This window comes from Streptomyces sp. 351MFTsu5.1 (assembly GCF_000383655.1).
GTDB lineage: Bacteria > Actinomycetota > Actinomycetes > Streptomycetales > Streptomycetaceae > Streptomyces > Streptomyces griseorubiginosus.
Map to the genome: position 1 here is coordinate 428482 of NZ_KB911778.1, position 19546 is coordinate 448027.

General features: G+C 70.7%; 17 protein-coding genes. 9 read left to right on the plus strand and 8 right to left on the minus strand.

Annotation, left to right across the window (positions count from 1 at the left end; all coding sequences use genetic code 11):
* Positions 1–103: 103 nt before the first annotated feature.
* Complete coding sequence (locus H295_RS0111570) at positions 104–754, minus strand: hypothetical protein (protein WP_020135523.1); 651 nt, start codon at positions 752–754, stop codon at positions 104–106.
* A gap of 224 nt (positions 755–978) precedes the next feature.
* On the opposite strand from H295_RS0111570, the gene H295_RS0111575 reads away from it, so the two are divergent.
* On the plus strand, positions 979–1635 hold the full coding sequence (locus H295_RS0111575; protein WP_020135524.1) for a helix-turn-helix domain-containing protein: 657 nt from the start codon (positions 979–981) through the stop codon (positions 1633–1635).
* A gap of 32 nt (positions 1636–1667) precedes the next feature.
* Positions 1668–2198: a hypothetical protein gene (locus tag H295_RS0111580; protein WP_043217406.1), complete on the plus strand. Its 531-nt coding sequence runs from the start codon at positions 1668–1670 to the stop codon at positions 2196–2198.
* 32 nt (positions 2199–2230) lie between these two features.
* On the opposite strand, the gene H295_RS0111585 is transcribed toward H295_RS0111580, so the two are convergent.
* Positions 2231–3253 carry an alpha/beta fold hydrolase gene (locus H295_RS0111585; RefSeq protein ID WP_020135526.1) on the minus strand — a complete coding sequence of 341 codons (1023 nt, stop codon included), beginning with the start codon at positions 3251–3253 and terminating at the stop codon, positions 2231–2233.
* Positions 3254–3464: 211 nt separating this feature from the next.
* Between H295_RS0111585 and H295_RS0111590 the strand changes: the two genes are divergently transcribed.
* The gene (locus H295_RS0111590) at positions 3465–3704 is read left to right on the plus strand and encodes a hypothetical protein (RefSeq protein WP_020135527.1); all 240 of its coding nucleotides are present in this window, start codon (positions 3465–3467) and stop codon (positions 3702–3704) included.
* Positions 3705–3752: 48 nt separating this feature from the next.
* Here H295_RS0111590 and H295_RS0111595 read toward each other — a convergent pair whose 3' ends face one another.
* Both H295_RS0111595 and H295_RS0111600 read right to left on the minus strand, forming a co-directional pair.
* On the minus strand, positions 3753–4463 hold the full coding sequence (locus tag H295_RS0111595; RefSeq protein WP_020135528.1) for a 4'-phosphopantetheinyl transferase family protein: 711 nt from the start codon (positions 4461–4463) through the stop codon (positions 3753–3755).
* Entirely contained in the window at positions 4460–5320 is an 861-nt protein-coding gene (locus H295_RS0111600) for a metallophosphoesterase family protein (RefSeq protein ID WP_020135529.1), read from the minus strand. The genes H295_RS0111595 and H295_RS0111600 overlap by 4 nt, the downstream gene beginning before the upstream one ends.
* Positions 5321–5582: 262 nt before the next feature.
* On the opposite strand from H295_RS0111600, the gene H295_RS0111605 reads away from it, so the two are divergent.
* Positions 5583–6716, plus strand: coding sequence for an ATP-grasp domain-containing protein (locus tag H295_RS0111605; RefSeq protein ID WP_020135530.1), 1134 nt, complete (start codon positions 5583–5585; stop codon positions 6714–6716).
* Between the two features lie 174 nt (positions 6717–6890).
* Positions 6891–8570 carry a carbohydrate binding domain-containing protein gene (locus tag H295_RS0111610; RefSeq protein WP_020135531.1) on the plus strand — a complete coding sequence of 560 codons (1680 nt, stop codon included), beginning with the start codon at positions 6891–6893 and terminating at the stop codon, positions 8568–8570.
* A gap of 48 nt (positions 8571–8618) precedes the next feature.
* On the opposite strand, the gene H295_RS0111615 is transcribed toward H295_RS0111610, so the two are convergent.
* Genes H295_RS0111615 through H295_RS0111630 form a run of 4 tightly spaced genes read right to left on the minus strand, consistent with a single transcriptional unit; the run spans position 8619 to position 15071 of the window.
* The gene (locus H295_RS0111615; protein WP_020135532.1) at positions 8619–9869 is read right to left on the minus strand and encodes an alpha-L-fucosidase; all 1251 of its coding nucleotides are present in this window, start codon (positions 9867–9869) and stop codon (positions 8619–8621) included.
* Between the two features lie 3 nt (positions 9870–9872).
* Positions 9873–12914, minus strand: a complete 3042-nt coding sequence (locus tag H295_RS0111620; protein ID WP_020135533.1) for an alpha-mannosidase — start codon at positions 12912–12914, stop codon at positions 9873–9875.
* A gap of 58 nt (positions 12915–12972) precedes the next feature.
* The gene (locus H295_RS0111625; protein ID WP_020135534.1) at positions 12973–14310 is read right to left on the minus strand and encodes a 6-phospho-beta-glucosidase; all 1338 of its coding nucleotides are present in this window, start codon (positions 14308–14310) and stop codon (positions 12973–12975) included.
* Positions 14307–15071 (minus strand): DeoR/GlpR family DNA-binding transcription regulator, encoded by a 765-nt coding sequence (locus tag H295_RS0111630; protein WP_020135535.1) that lies wholly within the window; start codon positions 15069–15071, stop codon positions 14307–14309. The genes H295_RS0111625 and H295_RS0111630 overlap by 4 nt, the downstream gene beginning before the upstream one ends.
* 128 nt (positions 15072–15199) lie before the next feature.
* Between H295_RS0111630 and H295_RS0111635 the strand changes: the two genes are divergently transcribed.
* From H295_RS0111635 to H295_RS0111650, 4 genes are all read left to right on the plus strand, one after another.
* A complete protein-coding gene (locus tag H295_RS0111635) occupies positions 15200–16216 on the plus strand; it encodes a carbohydrate kinase family protein (RefSeq protein ID WP_020135536.1) in 1017 nt (338 codons plus the stop codon).
* 69 nt (positions 16217–16285) lie between these two features.
* A complete protein-coding gene (locus tag H295_RS0111640; protein WP_020135537.1) occupies positions 16286–17563 on the plus strand; it encodes an ABC transporter substrate-binding protein in 1278 nt (425 codons plus the stop codon).
* A gap of 34 nt (positions 17564–17597) precedes the next feature.
* Positions 17598–18572: a carbohydrate ABC transporter permease gene (locus H295_RS0111645; RefSeq protein WP_199788579.1), complete on the plus strand. Its 975-nt coding sequence runs from the start codon at positions 17598–17600 to the stop codon at positions 18570–18572.
* A complete protein-coding gene (locus tag H295_RS0111650) occupies positions 18569–19438 on the plus strand; it encodes a carbohydrate ABC transporter permease (RefSeq protein ID WP_020135539.1) in 870 nt (289 codons plus the stop codon). The genes H295_RS0111645 and H295_RS0111650 overlap by 4 nt, the downstream gene beginning before the upstream one ends.
* Positions 19439–19546: the final 108 nt, after the last annotated feature.

A 19546-nucleotide genomic window follows, 5' to 3' on the forward strand; every position in this document is an offset into this window, starting at 1 on the left:
AATCCCGACAGGGAGCGGGCCCGTGAATCGAGGGGGCCGGTCCGCGGATCGGGGAGGCTTACTGACGAGGCGCCGTCGGCGACCTGAACGCCGACGGTGCCCGTCAGGCCTCGGGGGCGGGCACCACCGTGAGGTGACCGGCGGTGCGGCGCGGGCGGCGCCGGGCGCCGGCCGGGCGGAGCACCAGGGTCAGTCTGGTGCAGCCCAGTTCGCGCAGCGTGGGCGGGGTCTCGTCGACGACCCGGCAGTCGGTGGCCCCCCACCGCGGATCCGGGTGCACCAGGGGGCGCACGGAGCCGTCGTGCTGCACGGCCTGTTCGCCGACCGCGCGGATCCAGTGCGGCAGCCCGTGCCGGTAGGCGGCCTCCATGATCGGGTCCTGGGCGATGTCCCGGCGGATCGCCTGCAGCCCGTGGTCATGGCCGTGCCGCTCGACCGCGGCGGCGAACTGCGCGAGCAGCGGCAGACACCAGCGCGATTCGTGCTCACCGAGGACGGAGCTCGCATCCGGATGGAACAGGACGAAGCGGAGGAAGTTGTCACCCGGCATGGCTGTCGGATGCGGGCCCACAGCGCGGAAAAGTGACGCGAAAGCGGTGTTGGCGAGAACGACGTCCCAGCGGTGGTCGAGGACGACGGACGGGAAGGGGACGGCTTCCAGGAGCGTGGCGTAGTCCTGAAGGTACGCCTGGGCTTCGAGCCCCTCGGGGCCCGGCCGCGGTTCCGACGGCTGCCCACCTGCCTGATGTGCCATCGGGAGGTCACCCCTCTTGCCTATGCGGCCTTCACGCGGCGCCTTGATCCTGCTTCCCCGCGAGGAGGCGTGTCAACTATCGTGGCATTCCACGGCGGTTGACGGCTGAAATTGGCCACAGTTGTGGCGAGACCTGGATGTGAGTTCGAACAAGGGGCTACTCTCCGGGAAGTTCACGGCGAGGGCCTGTGAGAAGTCGGGTGAGAGACGTAGGAGATCTGTCGGTGTCGGATGGCTTCGAGAGCCCGGACGACGCGGCAACGGTCGTGCTGACGGCCGTCGTCGCCCGCGTCACCGCACTCGCCGACCGGCTCGGCGTCCCGCACGCGCAGGCCTTCGACACCGGGCGGCTGTCCGTCGCCTCCGGCGTCCCCGAGCCCGTCGTCAAGGCGCTGCTGAGCGGACGCCCGGCCGGCGAACCGGACGTCCAGGCACGGTTCCTGCAACGGCTCGACCTGCTGCGCCGCACCCGGCTCAAGCCGGGCGGCCGCAAGTACACCCAGCAGGAGATCGCCGACGGGGCCGGCATGTCCCGGCAGCAGGCGGGCGCCCTCATCAACGGCGACCGCCGCCCCACCATGGAGCACTGCGACGCCATCCAGCGGTTCTTCCGGGTGCACGCCGGGTTCCTCACCGCCGAGGATCCCGAGGCGCTCGCGGGCGCGCTCCAGCGCACCGAGCAGGAACTGCTGCACAAGCTCGCCGACCGGGAGCGGGAGGCCGCCGCGGCCGCGCACGACCCGCTGGAGCGGCTGCTCCAGGACCACGGCGTCCGGGGGATCGCCTGGCGGGCCGCGCAGCTGCCGACCGACCAGCACCGTGACAAGGTCGCCGAGTGGCTGGACATGCTCCTGGAGAGCGTCAAGCGGCCCGAGTCCTGATCCGGGAGACAACTGTGGGCATCGGTAAGCACATGCGCCGCCTCAGCGGCGAGTTGGTCGCGGAACTGGAGCTGACCGCGCCGGCCCGGCCCGAGCGCCTGTACGGCGCCCTGTGCGAGGCGATGAGCAGACGCCGGGGCCGCCCGGTCCACTTCCGTACGGCGCCCTTCCCGCCCGGCACCGCCAGCGGACTGTGGCTCGACATGGCCGACCAGGATCTCGTCGTGATCGAGGAACGCACCGCGCCGGACCACCAGTTGGTGATCCTCGGCCACGAGCTGTGGCACATGAACGCCGGTCACTGCTCCCACCACGTCGAGGGCGCCGCGGTCGCGGCCCGTCTCCTCCACGACGACGCCGACCTCCAGGCCACGGTCCGCAAGGTCGCCGCGCGCAGCCGTTTCGAGCTCGCCGACGAGCGGGACGCGGAGAGCTTCGGTCTGCTGCTGGCCAGCAAGTGCCGGACGCTGCTGGCGGGTTCGCCGCTGCGGGGACCGGCGCAGCGGGACCGTCTGGCGGGGCGGATCGAGGCGTCGCTCGGCTACCGCGGGCCCCAGGGCTGAGACGCCCCTCAGTCCGGGGCTGAGGCTCCCGCTCACGTGGCGCTGCGTTCGCTCGCCTCCCTCAGGTCCCGCTCCACGGCACGCGCGCGTGGGCCGTCCGGCCGTCCCTCGCGCAGCAGTTCCCGCCAGTGCTCCCGGCTCCAGTGCGCCGGGCCCGTCGTGGCCGTGAACTCCTCGACCAGCGCGACGAACCGGGCGGGATCGGTGTGGAACGGGAAGTGGCCCGCGCCCTCGAAGATCTCCAGACGGCTGCCGGGCATCGCCTCGTGGGCCCGGTGGGCGTGCCGTACGGGCACCACGCTGTCGCGGTCGCCCCACAGCAGCATGGTCGGCATGCCCTCGGTGAGGTAGCAGCGGTCCAGCATGGTGACGACCTGTCCGCGCCAGTCGACGACCGCGCGCAGGGTGCGGATGAAGGCGTTGCGGGAGGTCTCGTCGGGGAGCGCGTCGACGAGGTTCAGGATGTCCGGCGCGTCCTGGCCGAGATCGGTGTCCAGGAGCTTCATCAGGCGGACGGCGAGGCCCACTTGGAGCCGCATCCCGGGCAGCCGCAGCGCCGACAGCATCAGGTGCGCACCCGGCAGCGAGACCAGCCGCAGCACGGGGTTGACCTCGCGGCCCACCCCGCCCGCGCCGACCAGCACGAGCCGCTCGGTGCGCTCCGGGAACTGGTAGGCGAACTGCATGGCCACGCCCCCGCCGAGCGAGTGCCCGACCAGGGTGGCCGACTCGATGCCCAGGGTGGTGAGCAGATCCCGCACGCCGTTGGCGTACGCGGCCACCGAGTAGTCGGCGCGCGGCTTGTCGGAGTCGCCGTGCCCGAGCAGGTCGGGGGCGATCACGGTGTGGGTGCGGGCGAGAGGGGGGATCAGGTCCGCCCAGGTCGCCGAGGAGTCCCCGATGCCGTGCACGAGCACCAGTGCCGGGCCCTCGCCTGCCATGCGGTAGGCACGGCGGTAACCGTGCACCACGCGGTACCGCAGCTCCGGTGCGGCGTCGCCGACCGGGCGCAGCCGGACGGCGCGCGCCGGGCGTCCGCGCGGGTCGTCGATCACACGCCCACCTCCCTCCGTCCCACCGGCCGCCGCGAGGCGGCCGAAAGCCCTTCCTCCCAGCGTAGAACCCCTTTTCCCAGGGTGATTTCGGGGAGGTTTCGCCTCCGCTAAGCGGGCGAACGACAGGGCACGGAGACCGGATTGTCAGTGGTGGACGGCAAGCTGGAGACACACAGCCGTATGTCCGGCCACGACTTGGGGAGAGCCGCCGATGCCCACCGCCGTACTGACCGACCGTGAGCGCACCGCCGTCCAGGCGTATCTGCGGCTGCTGCACACGGTCCGAGCCGCTTTCGACACCGCGTCGGGGCCGCCCGACACCGCCCGGCCACCGGTCGTCCCGCCGGCGGTCCTCGCCGAGGCCGAACAGGCCCTGGCGGACGCGGGCCTCGCGGGCAACGAGGAGGAGTTCTTCAGGCTGCTGCGGGGGTGGTGCCCGCCGGAGCCATAAGGGCGTCCGTCCCTGCACCACGGGAGTGGCGGGGGCCGTGCCGCGCGCTCAGGCGTGCGGCACGGTCACGGAGGTCGCCACGAGACCGCCCTGGACCGTCCAGCGGCCCTCGAAGGCCCCGCGGCGCACACCACCCACCAGCGGGCCGGGCACGAGGAGTTCGGCGCGCAGGGTGCCACCGGGAGGCCCCTCGGGGTCGACGTGGATCGTGATGTCGGCCTCGGAGAAGTCCAGCCACGTGCCGGTGAGGGGGAACCACGCCTTGTAGACGGACTCCTTGGCGCTGAACAGCAGCCTGTCCCAGTGGACGGCGGGATGCCGCCCGGCGAGCTCCCGCAGCCTGACCCGCTCCCCCGGCAGGGACACGCTCTCCAGCACACCCTCCGGGAGCGGACCGTGGGGTTCGGCGTCGATGCCGAGGGACGCCAGGTCCGCGGCCCGGACCAGGGCCGCGGCACAGTAGCCGTCGCAGTGGGTCATGCTGCCGGTGAGACCGGCCGGCCAGCGCGGGGCGCCCCGTTCGCCGGGCAGGAGCGGCTGCGGCGGCACACCGAGCTTCTCCATGGCCCGCCGGGCGCAGGCGCGCACCAGGGTGAACTCCCGGCGGCGCTTGGGAACGGCGTGCGCGACGAGCGCGGCCTCCTCGGGGTACAGCCCGGCGTGCCCGGCCTCCACGGAGTACAGCCCGGCATGGTCCCGCTCGTCGGCGCCGTACGCCTCGACGGCGACCACCGGGTCCGGCAGCAGTTCCCCGATCACCGGGCACCCACCTCCCCGGGCACGATCAGGCGCGGCCGGCCCGGCGGTTCCGGCCGCTTGCGCCACTCCCGTGGGTAGCCCACCGAGACCTCCTCGAAGCGGACCCCCTCGTGCCAGGTGGTGCGGGGGATGTGCAGATGGCCGTAGACCATCGTCTCGACACGGAAGCGGCGGTGCCAGTCGGCGGTCAGCGTGGTGCCGCACCACATGGCGAACTCGGGGTACCACAGGACGTCCGTGGGGTGCCGGTCCAGCGGGTAGTGGTTGACGAGGACCGTGGGCAGGCCGGCGGGGAGGGCGTCCAGCCGGCGCTCGGTCTCGGCGACCCGGGCCCGGCACCATGCCTCACGGGTCGGGTACGGGTCGGGGTGCAGCAGGTACTCGTCGTTGCACACGATGCCGGTGCCGTGGGCGTACTCCAGGCCCTGTTCCTTGGTGGTGCAGCCGGCCGGCAGGAACGAGTAGTCGTAGAGCAGGAAGAGCGGGGCGACGGCGACCGGGCCGCCGGGACCCTCCCAGACCGGGTAGGGGTCCTCGGGGGTGAGGACGCCCAGGTCCCGGCACATCGCGACGAGGTGCTCGTAGCGGGCCACCCCGCGCAGGGTGACGGTGTCCTTGGGATGGGTCCACAGTTCGTGGTTGCCGGGTGCCCAGACGACCTGGCGGAAGCGGCCGGCGAGGGTTTCGAGTGCCCAGCGGACGTCGGCGACGGTCTCCGCGACATCACCGGCCACCAGGAGCCAGTCGTCGTCGGTCCCGGGGCGCAGCGCCTCGACGAGGGCGCGGTTCTCGGGGTAGCCGATGTGCAGATCGCTGATGGCCAGGAGCTGTGCCGCGGCACCGGCCGTAGACGTCACCTCTCGCCCCCTCCGAGCACCGAGTGGAACCACGACAACACATTTGGTTTCCCGGTACAAGAGTGAACCGCCCGGGGCGGGTTCATGATCGGGTAATCCGTAACACGGGCGTTGCACGCGGGACCCCGGGAAAGCCGTATGATCGCCCCAACACCACCGCATGGAACTTCCCTTTCCAGGGGCGGTTTGGTGTCCCTCCAATCACCCTGCCCGGGCACGGGCCCGCTTCGCCCTGCCCGAAAATGCCCGAAAGGCGGCCTGCATGCTCTCTCGCGTACGCGTCTGGCTCAACCGCACGTACGCGGAGAACGTGTTCTTCATGGATCAGTTGCGGCGAAATCCCAGCGATCGCGCCGTCGAGATCCACGCGACGCACGGCGACCCCGACTCGCCCGTGCTGGCCGCGGCGGACACCGCCGAACTGGAGCCGGAGGGCCTGTCCCCCGCCGCCTATGTCGAGTTCGCGCTCGACCAGTGCCAGCGGCGCGGCATCGACGTGTTCGTGCCCCGGCTGCACCAGGCGGCGATCGTGGCCCACCGGGCCGACTTCGCGGCCGTCGGTACGGCGCTGCTGGCACCGCCGCCGGAGGGTGTGGCCGTCTTCCACGACAAGGTCGTCGCCTACGAGGCGGTCCAGGCGATCGGGGTCCCGGTGCCGCCGTGGTGGCGGGTGCGGACCGCGGCCGAGCTGGTGACGGCCGTGGAGGCGCTGGAGGCGGACGGGCACAAGGCGTGCTTCAAGCCGGCGTCCGGCGCCGGCGGGGTGGGCTTCCGCGTGATCACCCGCACCCCCTTCTCGCTCGCGCAGCTCAACGGCTTCCCGAGCCCGTACGTCTCGCTGGACATGGTCGTCGAGGCGCTCGAGCAGGCCGGAGAGCAGGTGGACTGGCTGGTCATGCCGCGCCTCGAGCAGCCGGAGGTGTCGGTGGACACGCTCACCGGGACCGACAACCGGGTGCGGCTGGCGATCGGCCGCACGAAGAACGGCCGTCGGCGCGGGTTCACGCAGGACGAGCAGTGGCTGGAGCCGGCGCGGCTGATCGCCGAGGGGTTCGGACTGCACTACCTGTCCAACATCCAGTTCCGGATGTTCGGCGACCGTCCGGTGCTGATGGACGTCAACACGCGGCCGGCGGGCGGGCTGCACCAGCTGTCCCTCTGCGGGGTCAACGTGCCTTGGGCGGCTGTGCAGTTGGCGCTCGGGGAGGAGACCGGGGTGATCGAGCCGCCGTTCCTGGGGCAGGACTACACGGTGGTGTCGGGGCCGCGGCAGCTTCGGCCGGCGTCGGTGCCGGTGCCGCGTCAGCGGGTGGAGGAGGTGGAGCAGCCCCTGCTGCCCTCCGTTCCCGCGCCGGCCCCTGCGATGGAGGCTGCGGCGGAGGTACTGCCGCTTTAGGTTGACTGCCGGGCGCGGGTGAATTGTGGCTTGTCGCGCAGTTCCCCGCACCCCTGGGTAGGTTCCAGTTCCCGTCCGCTGTCTTGACAGGGGCATTGGTCCATACCAACTTGGTTGCGCACCCCCCGCTCCTCTCTGCACTCCCGAACACCCCCATTTCTTCAGGGAGATCGCGTGCGCAACCCACTCAGACGTTCCAGAGTTCTCGCGTTCCTCGGTGCCGCCGGCCTCGCGCTCGGTGGGGCCGTCGCTCTTCCGGGTACGGCCCAGGCGGCCAACATCCTGGGCAATCCCGGGTTCGAGTCGGGGAGCCTCTCCCCCTGGACCTGCACCGGCAACCTCGGGTCCGTCGTCTCCTCTCCCGTGCACGGGGGCTCCAAAGCCCTTCAGGGCGCGGTGAGTTCGAGCGACAACGCGCAGTGCAGCCAGACCGTCGCCGTGCAGCCCAACACCACGTACCAGCTCAGCGGCTGGGTGCGCGGCTCGTACGTGTACCTCGGCGTCACCGGCGGACCCTCCACCTGGACGACCTCCCCGTCGGCGTACGGCCAGCTCACCACGAGCTTCACCACCGGCTCCACGCAGACCAGCGCGCAGATCTACGTCCACGGCTGGTACGCCCAGGGCACCTACTGGGCCGACGACATCAGCCTCGACGGCCCCGGCGGTGGCGGCGGTTCGGACACCCAGGCGCCCACCACGCCCACCGGACTGACCTCCACCGGCAAGACCTCCTCCAGCGTGTCGCTGAAGTGGAACGCGGCGACGGACAACGTGGGGGTGACGGCGTACGACGTGTACAGCGGCTCGAACAACGTCCTCAGTGTGTCCGGTACGACCGCCACGGTCAGCGGGCTCTCGCCGAGCACGGCGTACACCTTCACCGTCAAGGCGCGGGACGCGGCCGGCAACACCTCCGGCGCCTCGGGCTCCGTGAGCGTGACGACGGACGCGGGCACCGGTGGCGGCACCGGCTTCAAGCAGGCCGCGCCCTATCTGTACGAGGGCTGGGGCGATCCGCCGAGCCCGACGACCGTGATGAGCGCGACCGGCGTCAAGTGGTTCACGATGGCGTTCATGCTGGACTCCGGCGGCTGCAACCCCGCCTGGGACAGCACCCGGCCGCTGACCGGGGGCGTCGACCAGACCGCCATCAACCAGATCCGGGCAGCCGGCGGTGACGTCGTGCCGTCGTTCGGCGGCTGGCAGGGCAGCAAGCTCGGCGCCAACTGCTCCTCGGCGAGCGCGCTCGCGGCGGCCCTCCAGAAGGTCATCGACGCCTACTCGCTCAAGGCGATCGACATGGACATCGAGAACTCCGACGAGTTCGAGAACGAGGCCGTGCAGGCGAGGATCCTGACCGCGCTGAAGACGGTCAAGGCCAACAACCCGGGCCTGAAGACCATCGTCACCTTCGGCACCTCGACCACCGGGCCGACCTACTACGGCAACCGGCTCATCGAGCAGGCGCAGTCGCTCGGCGCGAACATCGACGTGTTCACCATCATGCCGTTCGACTTCGGCGGCGGCTCCGACATGTACGGCAACACCGTGAACGCCACGGAGGGGCTGAAGGCCAAGCTGAAGTCGACCTTCGGCTGGGACGACGCGACCGCCTACGCGCACATCGGCATCTCGGGCATGAACGGGCTCTCCGACCAGCAGGAGAACACGACCCCGGCGATCTGGACCCAGATCAGGGACTGGGCCAACTCCCACCACATCGCCCGGCTCGCGTTCTGGTCGGTCAACCGGGACCGGCCCTGCCCGGGCGGCGGTGTGGTGAGCAACTGCTCCGGGATCAGCCAGAACAACTGGCAGTTCACCTCGATCACGGCCGGCTTCACCGGCTGAGCGGGGTGGTGCCTGCCGGTCCCTCAACCGGCAGGCACCACCGCGCCGTCAGAACCGGCCCGAGCCCCGGTACAGCTCCAGCTCCCCGTCCAGCTCGACCTTGAGCACCGTGGCGTACGGGTCGAGGTCGGCCGCGGCCGGCGGGTCGATCCACACGATGCCGACGGCGTCGTGGAGGCCGCCCACCATCCGGTGGCCGAGTTCCGTGCCGGTGCCGAGGACGGTGACCCTGCGGACCGGGGTGACGAGTCCGCGCAGGCCGATTTCGGCGCGGGGCGCGTCGAAGAGGACCAGGTACAACGTCCGGCCGTCCGCGGAGAGGGTGCTGGGTCCGTAGTGGTGCCCGGCGGGCAGTCCGCGCCGGCTGCCGTACACCGCCTCGGAGTGCTTCCCGATCCACTCCCCCAGTCCCTCGAGCCGCTCGACCTGCGGCTGCGGGATGGTGCCGTCCTCCATCGGGCCGACGTCGAGCAGCAGGTTGCCGCCTCCGCCGATGGTCTCGGTGAAGTAGCGGATCAGCTGGGCCAACGACTTGTGGTTGTGGTCGTGGTGCTGGTACCCCCACGAGTCGTTGATCGTCAGGCACAACTCCCAGGGACCGTCCGGCGGTTCGATGGGAGCACCCTGCTCGGGGGTGGCGTAGTCGCCCTCGCTGAGCATGCGCGCGTTGAAGACGACGTCCGGCACGTACGAGCGGATCAGCGCGGCGAGTTCGGGGATGCGCCACTGCTCCTCGCTGCGGTCCCACTCGCCGTCGAACCACATCAGGTCGGGTCGGTAGCGGGAGGCCAGCTCTCGGATCTGGCCGTCCCGGTAGGCGATGAACCGCTCCCAGGCCTCCAGGTCCTCGTCCTCGGCGGCCACCTCGGAGTAGCGGTTGTCCTCCTGCTCCGGCGGACGGCCCGGCTTGCGCGTGGAGGCGTAGTCCGGGTGGTTCCAGTCGGAGTGGGAGTAGTAGAAGCCGACCTTGAGGTCCTTCTCCCGCAGGGCCTCGGCGTAGGGGCCGAGGTAGTCCCTGCCGAGGTTGAGGTCGCCGAACCCGGTGTCCCACAGGGCGACTCCGTCGTGGTGACGGCTCGTCAGGACGGCGTACCTGGCGCCTGCCCGGGCGAACAGGTCGGCCCACTCGCGCGGGTCGTACTTGGCGCCCGTGAAGCGCTCCAGCTGGGACATGTACCGGTCGTGCGGGACGATGTCGTCGTAGAACGACCAGGACTCCTGCACGCCGTCGACGGCGTAGATGCCCCAGTGGATGAAGATCCCCAACTTGGCGTCGGTGAACCAGGGTTGCATCGCCATCCGTCAGCCCCTCCGCAACCGCAGCGTCAGCACCTGGAAGGGACGCAGCGAGATGCGCACGCCGCCGTCCTCGACGACCGCGTCCTCCAGCGGGCGCTCCAGCAGGTCGGTGACCTGGGCGCCGGCCAGCGGGAAGCCGGTGCGCAGGACGCCCTGGGCGCGGCCGCCGCCCGACTCGTAGAGGCGGACCACCACGTCACCGGACGCGTCGTCGGCGAGCTTGACCGCCTCGACCGTCACGCCCTGGCCGTCGACCGAGACGACCGGCTCGGGGGCACCGGCCGCGTCCGCCACCCGGAGCGGGAGGTTGAGGGAGTAGCCCTCGGCGACGGTCTCGTCGATGCTCGCGCCGGGCAGCAGCGAGTAGGTGAAGCGGTGCTTGCCCTGGTCGGCCTCCGGGTCCGGGATGCGCGGGGCGCGGACCAGGCTGAGGCGGACCGTGGTGGTCGTGCCGCCGTCCTCGCGGACCGTGCGGGAGACGTCGTGGCCGTAGGTGGAGTCGTTGAGGACCGCGACGCCGTAGCCCGGTTCGGCGACGTGGACCCAGCGGTGGCCGGAGACCTCGAACCGGGCCGCTTCCCAGGTGGTGTTGGTGTGGGTGGGCCGCTGGACGTGGCCGAACTGGATCTCCGCGGAGGAGTGCGCGGCGCGGACGTCCACCGGGAAGGCGGCCTTGAGGATCTTCTCGGCCTCGTGCCAGTCGATCTCGGTCGCGAAGTCGATGCGGGGGCTGTCGGCACGCACGGAGATCGTCTGGGTGATCTTCGAGCCCTTGCCGAAGGAGCGGGTCACGCGGATCGCGCCCTCCAGCGGGTCCTCGGAGACGACCTCGATCGCCGTGGCCTCCAGGAGGTCCGTGTACCGGTTCTTGTAGTGGCTGTCGATGTCCCAGGCGTCCCAGTAGTTCGGGAGGTCGGTGTGCAGCCGGAGCAGGTTGCCCGCGGAGGCGAGGACCTCCCGGCCGGCGCGCAGGTCGAAGACGGACTCCAGGGTGCCGTCCTCGGCGACCGAGACCCGCACCAGGCCGTTGTCGAGCACCCGGCCGGAGACGGTCACCGGTCGCTCGGGCCGCGCGTCGGCCAGCGGGGCGCTGCCGTTCGCGGGGACCTCGACGAAGGCCGGCGTCCCGGCGGACGTACGGACCACCTCGGAGCGGGCGTACGGGCTGGTGTTGAAGACGCGGGTGCTCCCGGCGCCCAGCGCGGCCACCGCCTCGGCGGTCAGCGCCTCCAGTTCCTCGGCGACGCGGGCGTACTCGGCCTCCGCCTCGCGGTGCACCCAGGCGATGGAGGAGCCGGGCAGGATGTCGTGGAACTGGTGGAGGAGGACCGTCTTCCACAGACGGTCCAGCTTCTCGTACGGATAGGCGTAGCCCGGCGCGTGCAGCGCGGCCGTGGTCGCCCACAGCTCGGCCTCGCGCAGCTTGTGCTCGGAGCGCCGGTTGCCCTGCTTGGTGCGGGCCTGGGAGGTGTAGGTGGCGCGGTGCAGCTCCAGGTAGAGCTCGCCGACCCAGACGGGGGCGTCCGGGTACTCGGCGCGGGCCTGGGCGAAGAAGTCGTCCGGGTGCTCGATGACGACCTTGGGCGAGCCCTCCAGGTCGGCGAGGCGCCGGGCGCGCTCCATGATCTCGCGGGTGGGGCCGCCACCTCCGTCGCCCCAGCCGAAGGGGGCCAGCGAACGGGTGCCGCCGCCCTTCTCGGAGTAGTTGCGGACCGCGCGGTCCATCTCCTCGCCGGAGAAGCGGGCGTTGTAGGTGTCGACGGGCGGGAAGTGCGTGTAGATGCGGGTGCCGTCGATGCCCTCCCACCAGAAGGTGTGGTGGGGGAACTTGTTGGTCTGGTTCCAGGAGATCTTCTGGGTGAGGAACCACTCGTTGCCGGCGAGCTTGGCCAACTGCGGGTAGGCGGCGGTGTAGCCGAAGGAGTCCGGCAGCCAGACGCCCTTGGTCTCGATGCCGAAGTGCTCGATGAAGAACCGCTTGCCGTGGATGAGCTGGCGGGCCATGGCCTCGCCGCCGGGCAGGTTGCCGTCGGCCTCGACCCACATGCCGCCGACCGGCGCCCACTGGCCCTTCTTCACGGACTCCTGGATGCGGGCCCACACGTGCGGGTAGTTGTCGCGCACCCACTCGTACTGCTGGGCCTGGGAGCAGGCGAAGATGAAGTCGTCGTACTCGTCGGCGAGCGCGGTGACGTTGGAGAAGGTGCGGGACGTCTTGCGCTTGGTCTCGCGGATGGGCCAGAGCCAGGCGGAGTCGATGTGGGCGTGGCCGACGCCGGAGACGGTGTGCGCGCTGGCGTGCGCGGGCCTGGCCAGGACGGGGGCGAGCACCTCGCGGACGGCGGCCGCGGTGCCGGCGACGTCGTCCAGGTCGAGGGCGTCCATGGCACGGTCGAGCGCGCGCAGGATCTCGTGGCGGCGGGGCTCGTGCTCGGGGAGGTGGACCATCAGCCCGCGCAGGACCTGGAGGTCGAGGTCGAGGTGGAAGACCTCCTCGTCGAGGATCGCGAGGTCGGCGCGCTGGAAGGTGTAGAGGGGCGCGGAGCCGGCCGTGAGCTTGTCGCCCATCGGCGTGGTCCTCGAGAAGTTGTCCTTGAGGATGTCCGGGTTGGAGGCGGCCTCGACCAGGTAGTCGATCTGCTCGCCGCCGACGGCCGGGTTGGCGACGGGGACGTACTGGTTGAGCGGGTTCACGGCCTTCAGGGGGCGGCCGTCGACCAGGTGGACGAGGGCCTCGGCCTGGTTTCCGGGCCAGTCGCCGACGAAGCCGAGGTCGATGACGGTCTCGACGCGCCGCCCTGCCCACTCCGCGGGCACCTGGCCGCGCATCCGGAACCAGGTGGTGCCCCAGGGCGGCCCCCACGGGGTGTTCATCGCGAAGGGCTCGTAGCGGGCGGCCGAGGCCTCCTCGAAGGAGACCGGCTCACCCGGCGCCTGCCAGGCCTCGACCTCGAGGGGCACGGTGGCCGCGTAGATCGCGGGCTTGATGCGCTGGTCGTGCGCGCGCTGGACGCGCTCCTCGATGCGGGTGCGTTCGTCGTGCATGAAAAGTCTCCAGGGAGGGCGGAAGAGCTTCGAGAAAGCGCTTTCCAGGAAGCGGGCGCTACTTAAGGTACGCGAGCCCCGGGTGGACCGAGGTGTACCCCTCGACCAGGCGGCGGGCGACGCCCACGGAGTCGACCAGGGGGTGCAGGGCGAAGGCCTTGACGGCGGTGGTGCGGGCGCCGGACTCGGCGGCGGCCAGCACCTCGCGCTCCACCGCCTTGACCGAGCAGACCAGGCCGGTGGCGTGGCCGGGCAGCGGGTCGACGGCCACCGGGTGGGCGCCGTTGGCGTCGACCAGGCAGGGCACCTCGATCACGGCGTCGTCGTCGAGCACGGAGAGCGTGCGCCGGTTGCGGACGTTGAGGATCAGGGTGGTGCGCTCGTCGCGGGCGATGGCCCGCATCAGGGCGAGGGCGACCTTCTCGTAGCCGCCGGAGAGGTCGTCCGCGTCGCGCTCGCCGGCGCCGGCCGTCTCCCGGTTCTCCGACATGTAGGTGGCCTCGCGCTCGGCGCGGGTGCGGTCCCAGGCGTCCAGGGCCTTCACGCCCGGGTCGGTGACCTCGTCGTAGAAGTGCGCCTGCTGGTCGGCGAGGAAGGCGCCGCGGGTCTTCTCGGCCTGCTGGTAGGCGCGCACGGCCTCGCGGTTGAAGTAGTAGTAGTGCAGGTACTCGTTGGGGATCGCGCCCAGGGACTGGAGCCAGTCGACGCCGAAGAGCTTGCCCTCCTCGAAGGAGCCGAGCAGGTCGGGGTCGGCGAGCAGCCGGGGCAGCTCGTCGCGGCCCGCGATCTTCAGGCCGCGGACCCAGCCGAGGTGGTTGAGGCCGACGTAGTCGATCCACGCCTCGTTGGGGTTGGCACCGAGCACACGCGCGATACGGCGGCCGAGGCCGACCGGGGAGTCGCAGATGCCGATGACGCGGTCGCCGAGATGGCGGGACATGGCCTCGGTGACCAGTCCGGCCGGGTTGGTGAAGTTGATGACCCAGGCGTCCGGGGCGAGCCGGGCCACCCGGCGGGCGATGTCGACGGCCACAGGGACCGTGCGCAGGCCGTAGGCGATGCCGCCGGCGCCGACGGTCTCCTGGCCGAGGACGCCCTCGGCGAGCGCCACCCGCTCGTCGTTCGCCCGGCCCTCCAGGCCGCCGACGCGGATCGCCGAGAAGACGAAGTCGGCGCCGCGCAGGGCCTCGTCGAGGTCGGTCGTCGCGGTCACCGCGGGGGCGTCGGGGACGCGTGCCGCCTGTTCGTCGAGCACCCGGGTCACCGCGGAGAGCCTGCGGCCGTCCAGGTCGTGCAGCACGACCTCGGTGACCCTGCCCTCGCCGCGGTCGCCCAGCAGGGCGCCGTACACGAGCGGCACGCGGAAACCGCCGCCGCCCAGAATCGTGAGCCTCACTCTTGCACCTTTCCTGTCTCGACCACCTGGACGCCCGCCTCCTCCAGAGAGGCGCGGGTGACCGGGTCGGCCGGGGCGTTCGTCACCACCACGTCCAGGTCCTCGGGACCACAGACCTTCGCCATCCCGGTACCCGGGAACTTGGCGGCGTCGGCGAGCAGGACGACCTTGTCACCGGCCTTGATCATGGCCCGTTTGACCGGCACCTCGACGACCGTGGTGTCCATCACCTGCCCGCCGGGGCGCACTCCGCTGGTGCCGAGGAAGAGCCAGTCGGCGTGCAGCTGGCGCAGGTTGTCCTCGGTGAGGAAGCCGACCAGGCTGCGGTACTCGCGGCGGAGCATGCCGCCGAGCAGCACCAGCTCGATGCCCTCGTCGTCGGCGAGTTCCTCGTAGACCACCAGGTTGCTGGTGATCACCGTGAGGCGGCGGCCGTGCAGCTGGCGGGCCAGCCGGTAGGCGGTGGTGCCGATGTCGAGCAGCACCGACTGGCCGTCGGCGACCATGGCGGCGGCCCGCTCGGCTATGGCGTCCTTCTCGGACACGCGCACCTCGGCGACCTCGGCGAAGGGCTGGTCGCCCTCCTCCACGACGGCGCCGCCGTGGACACGTGTGAGCAGGCCGTCCTCCTCGAGTTTGACCAGGTCGCGCCTGATCGTGGCGGGGCTCACACCCAGCTGCTCGGAGAGATCGGTCACGGACGCGGGACCACCGGAGCGCAGGGCCCGCAGGATGAGTTGGTGTCGTCGTTCTGCCAGCACGGCGTGAACACTACTCGTCATCTTCAATCAAATCCATGCTCAGTTCTGCTCGGGTATTGACCAATCTCTCGGAGCAGCGCACGATTCCCGTCATCGAAATTGACGAGTTTTGACGAGAGGCTCTTCGCGTGGACGACGACAGGCCCGACGTGCTCCTGACCGGGCTGCTCTTCTACGACCTCGTCCTCACCGGGCTCGGGAAGCCGCCGACACCCGGCGAGGAGATCTGGACGGCCGGCATGGGCTGCGGCCCCGGCGGCATCGCCAACCTGGCGGTCGCCGCGTCCCGCTTCGGCCTGCGCACCTCGCTGGCCACGGTCTTCGGCGACGACTTCTACGGCGACCACTGCCGGGACGTGCTGTGCGACCAGGAGGACATCGACCTCTCGCTCTCCCGTACCGCGGACGGCTGGCCCACCCCCGTCACCGTCGCCCTCGCGTACGGCACCGACCGTGCCCTGGTCACCCACGGCCAGGAGCCGCCGTACTCCCAGGACGCGCTGATGGGCGACCCGCCCGAGGCGCGCACGGCCCTCGTCCACCTGGAGGCCGAGCCGCGCGCCTGGCTCGCCAAGGCGGCCGCGAACGGCACGGACATCTACGCGGACGTCGGCTGGGACCCCACCCAGGAGTGGTCGAAGGACCTCCTGGACCAGCTGGCCCTGTGCCACGCCTTCCTCCCCAACGAGACCGAGGCGATGGCCTACACCCGCACCGACAGCGCGGTCGCGGCCCTCGGCACGCTCGCCGAGCTGGTGCCGGTGGCCGTGGTCACCCGCGGCGGCGACGGCGCGGTGGCCGTCGACCAGAGCACCGGCGAGTACGCGGACGTCCCCGCCCTCGACGTGGGCGTCCTGGACGCGACGGGCGCCGGTGACGTCTTCGGCGCCGCGTTCGTCGCCGCCTCCCTGGGCGGCTGGCCACTGGAGGAACGGCTGCGGTTCGCCGTGCTCGCGGCCGGGCTCTCCGTCCAGCAGCACGGCGGAGCCCTCGCGGCCCCCGGCTGGTACGGCGTCGACCGATGGTGGCGCTCGCTGACCGACCCCGAGCTGCGCAAGGCGTACGGCTTCCTGACCGACCGGCTGCCGGCCGACGTCGGCCCGCCGGTGCACCACGCCCCGGTCACCCCGCCCCGGCCCCACTGACCCTCACAACGCCCCCACAGTCCGTCCCACACCCCTCAGCACCACGAACAGGAACAACAGGAGTGACCCGTGGACCTTTCACGTAGAGGCTTCCTCCAGGCCGCCGCGCTCACCGCGGCCGCCTCCGGACTGACCGTCGCCTGCGGCGGCGGCTCGGGCTCGGGCGGCACCAAGAACGGCAAGGACCTGACCTTGTGGTACTGGGGCGGCGCGCTCAGCGACAAGGTGGTCGCCGAGGCCAAGACGCACTTCGCCGGCCAGGTCAAGCTGACCTCCGCCTCCATCGGCGGCGACTTCAAGCAGAAGCTCACCACCACCATCGCGGCGGGCACCTCCGTGCCCGACATCACCGGCATCAAGGGCGAGGACATCGCGTCCTTCCTGCCCAACGCCGGCCGCTTCCTCGACCTGAACGACCTCGGCTTCAAGAAGGTCTCCTCGCAGTACCTGGACTGGAAGACCAAGCTGGCCCAGACCGAGGACGGCAAGCAGATCGGCTTCCCGATCGACATCGGCCCCACCGCGCTCTTCTACCGCGAGGACCTCTTCGCCAAGGGCGGGGTGGACACCGACCCCGCCAAGGTCGCCGAGCTCGTGCAGACCTGGGAGGACTACTTCCAGCTCGGGGTCCAGCTCCAGAAGAAGAACCCCGGCACCTACCTGGTCAACAACATCGGCTCCGTCTTCAACATCGCGGTCGGCCAGGGCACCCAGCGGTTCATCGACAAGGACAACCACTTCATCGGCGACGGGGACCACATCCGCGCCGCGTGGACCACGGCGGTACGCCCCTACACCCTGGGCATCGACGCCAAGATCAACGACAACACCTGGAACGCCGCCGTCGGCAAGAACCTGCTCACCGAGCTCGGCGCGGCCTGGCACGCGCTGGACATCGAGCAGGCGGCACCGCAGACCAAGGGCAAGTGGCGGGTCTGTGCCAACCCGGTCGGACCGGCCAACCAGGGCGGCTCCTACCTGGCCCTGCCCAAGCAGTGCCGCAATCCCGAAGAGGCGTTCAAGATCATCAGCTGGATCCTGAGCCCCGCCAACGACGCCCGTGGATTCACGGACGCCGCCATCTTCCCGGCCGCGCCCGCCGCGTACGCGATGCCGGCCATGACCGGTCCCGACGCCTTCTTCGGCGGACAGAAGGTCATCGAGGTCTTCGGCCCGGCCGCCAAGGCCATCAAGGTGGCCTACGAGGCGCCCGCCGACGCCGCCGTCATGGCCCCCTTCATGACGGAACTGACCAACATCGAGGCCAAGGGCAAGAAGCCCGACGACGCCTGGAAGGACGCGGTCAGCCAGGCCAAGCAGATCGCCCGGCGGCAGGGGGTGAGCTGAGGTGACGTCCCCTCCGGTCACCGGTCCCGCCGCGGTGCCCACGCACCGCGGCGGGCCGGGCCCGGCCCGGTTCCGCCCGCGGCGCACCGCACCCGCGGGTTCGGCTCGGCCCAAACGGCGCGGTCCGCTGGCGTACTGGCGGCAGTACCTGGCGATCTCGCCGTTCTACCTGATCTTCGCCGCGTTCTCGTTCTTCCCGGTCTTCTACTCGCTGTACCTGTCGTTCCAGCGCTGGGACGGCCTGGGCGACATGCAGTTCGTGGGGCTCCAGCAGTTCAGGTTCCTGTGGGACGACCCGGTCTTCTGGCTGTCGATCCGCAACACCCTGGTGATCTGGGTGCTGTCCACCGTGCCGACCCTGTTCGGCGCCCTGATGCTGGCGACGCTGCTGCACTCGGTGCGGCGGTTCAAGGGCTTCTACCGCATCGCGCTGTACGTGCCGAACGTGACGTCGATCGTCGCCGTGGCGATCTTCTTCGGCGCGGTGTTCAGCAACAACTTCGGTCTGGTCAACGCGATCCTGGGCGTGGTCGGCATCTCGCCCGTCCCGTGGCTGAGCAACCCGTGGCTGATCAAGGTGGTCATCTCGCTGCTGATGACCTGGCAGTGGACCGGCTACAACATGATCATCTACCTGGCCGGTCTCCAGGCGATCCCGGGCTCGATCTACGAGGCGGCGAAGATGGACGGCGCGGGCCCGATCCGCACGTTCTTCCAGATCACCATTCCGATCATGCGGCCGATCATCCTGTTCACGGTCATCATCTCGACCATCAACGGACTCCAGAGCTTCAGCGAACCGCAGGTCCTGTTCGCCAGCAACGCCGCCAACGCCAACCTCGGCGGCCCGGGCCAGGCGGGCCTGACGACCTTGCTGTACTTCTACCAGTCGGCCTTCCTCAACAACGACTACGGCTACGGCGCGGCCATCGTGTGGGCCTTCTTCGTCCTGATCATCATCCTGGTCGCCGTCAACTGGCGCCTCACCACACGAGGGAGGAAGGCATGACCGCCCTCGACACCGCACGGCCGGCCAAGGTGGGCAGGAAACTCCGCCGCCCCAAGGGCCTCACGGCACACATCGTTCTCGTCGTGGCCGTCCTGGTCTCGGTCTTCCCGTTCGCGTGGACGATCATCATGGCGACCAACACCACGCAGGACATCTACAAGAGCCCGCCGAAGTTCACCTTCGGCTCGCATCTGCTGGAGAACATCCGGCACGTGCTGAACACCATCGACTTCTTCGGGTCGATGCTCAACACGGTGATGGTCGCGACCGTCACCACCGTCCTGGTGCTGTTCATCGACTCCCTGGCGGCCTTCACCTTCGCCAAGTTCGACTTCCCCGGGCGCAAGATCCTCTTCGGCACACTGCTGCTGTTCATGATGCTGCCGCTCCAGCTGGCGATCCTGCCGCAGTTCATCCTGATGTCGAAGATCGGGTGGGTGGGCATGCTGAAGGCGCTGGCCCTGCCGTCCCTCGCCAACGCCTTCGGCATCTTCTGGCTGCACCAGTACATCCAGAACGGCGTGCCCGACGAACTCCTCGACGCCGCCCGCATCGACGGCGCCGGGTTCTTCCGGCAGTACTGGAACATCGCACTGCCGATGATCAGGCCCGCGCTGTCGTTCCTCGCCATCTACGCCTTCGTCAACTGCTGGAACGACTACATCTGGCCGCTGGTCGTGCTCACCGACCCGGGCCACGTGACCCTCCAGGTGGAGCTGGCCCAGCTCAACGTCGGCCACACCACCGACTACAGCATGGTCATGGCCGGTGTGCTGATGGCGGCACTCCCGCTGGTCATCGTGTTCAGCATCTTCGCCCGCGGGTTCATCGCGGGCGCCACCGAGGGCGCGGTCCAGGGCACCTGAGCGGGTGCCGGGAGGAAGGGGGTGGGCGGTGAACCACACCACGGTCCACAGGAACGGCCCGCAGCGCACCCGGGCAACCGGCGCGCCGCCCCACGGCCCGACGGGCCA

Excerpts from the sequence above, each read along its gene's own strand:
- H295_RS0111605 (WP_020135530.1), top strand. The coding sequence starts at position 5,583 with ATGCTCTCTCGCGTACGCGTCTGGCTCAACCGCACGTACGCGGAGAAC.
- H295_RS0111590 (WP_020135527.1), top strand. The coding sequence starts at position 3,465 with ATGCCCACCGCCGTACTGACCGACCGTGAGCGCACCGCCGTCCAGGCG.
- H295_RS0111615 (WP_020135532.1), bottom strand. The coding sequence starts at position 9,869 with ATGGCGATGCAACCCTGGTTCACCGACGCCAAGTTGGGGATCTTCATC.
- H295_RS0111620 (WP_020135533.1), bottom strand. The coding sequence starts at position 12,914 with ATGCACGACGAACGCACCCGCATCGAGGAGCGCGTCCAGCGCGCGCAC.
- H295_RS0111570 (WP_020135523.1), bottom strand. The coding sequence starts at position 754 with ATGGCACATCAGGCAGGTGGGCAGCCGTCGGAACCGCGGCCGGGCCCC.
- H295_RS0111580 (WP_043217406.1), top strand. The coding sequence starts at position 1,668 with ATGCGCCGCCTCAGCGGCGAGTTGGTCGCGGAACTGGAGCTGACCGCG.
- H295_RS0111650 (WP_020135539.1), top strand. The coding sequence starts at position 18,569 with ATGACCGCCCTCGACACCGCACGGCCGGCCAAGGTGGGCAGGAAACTC.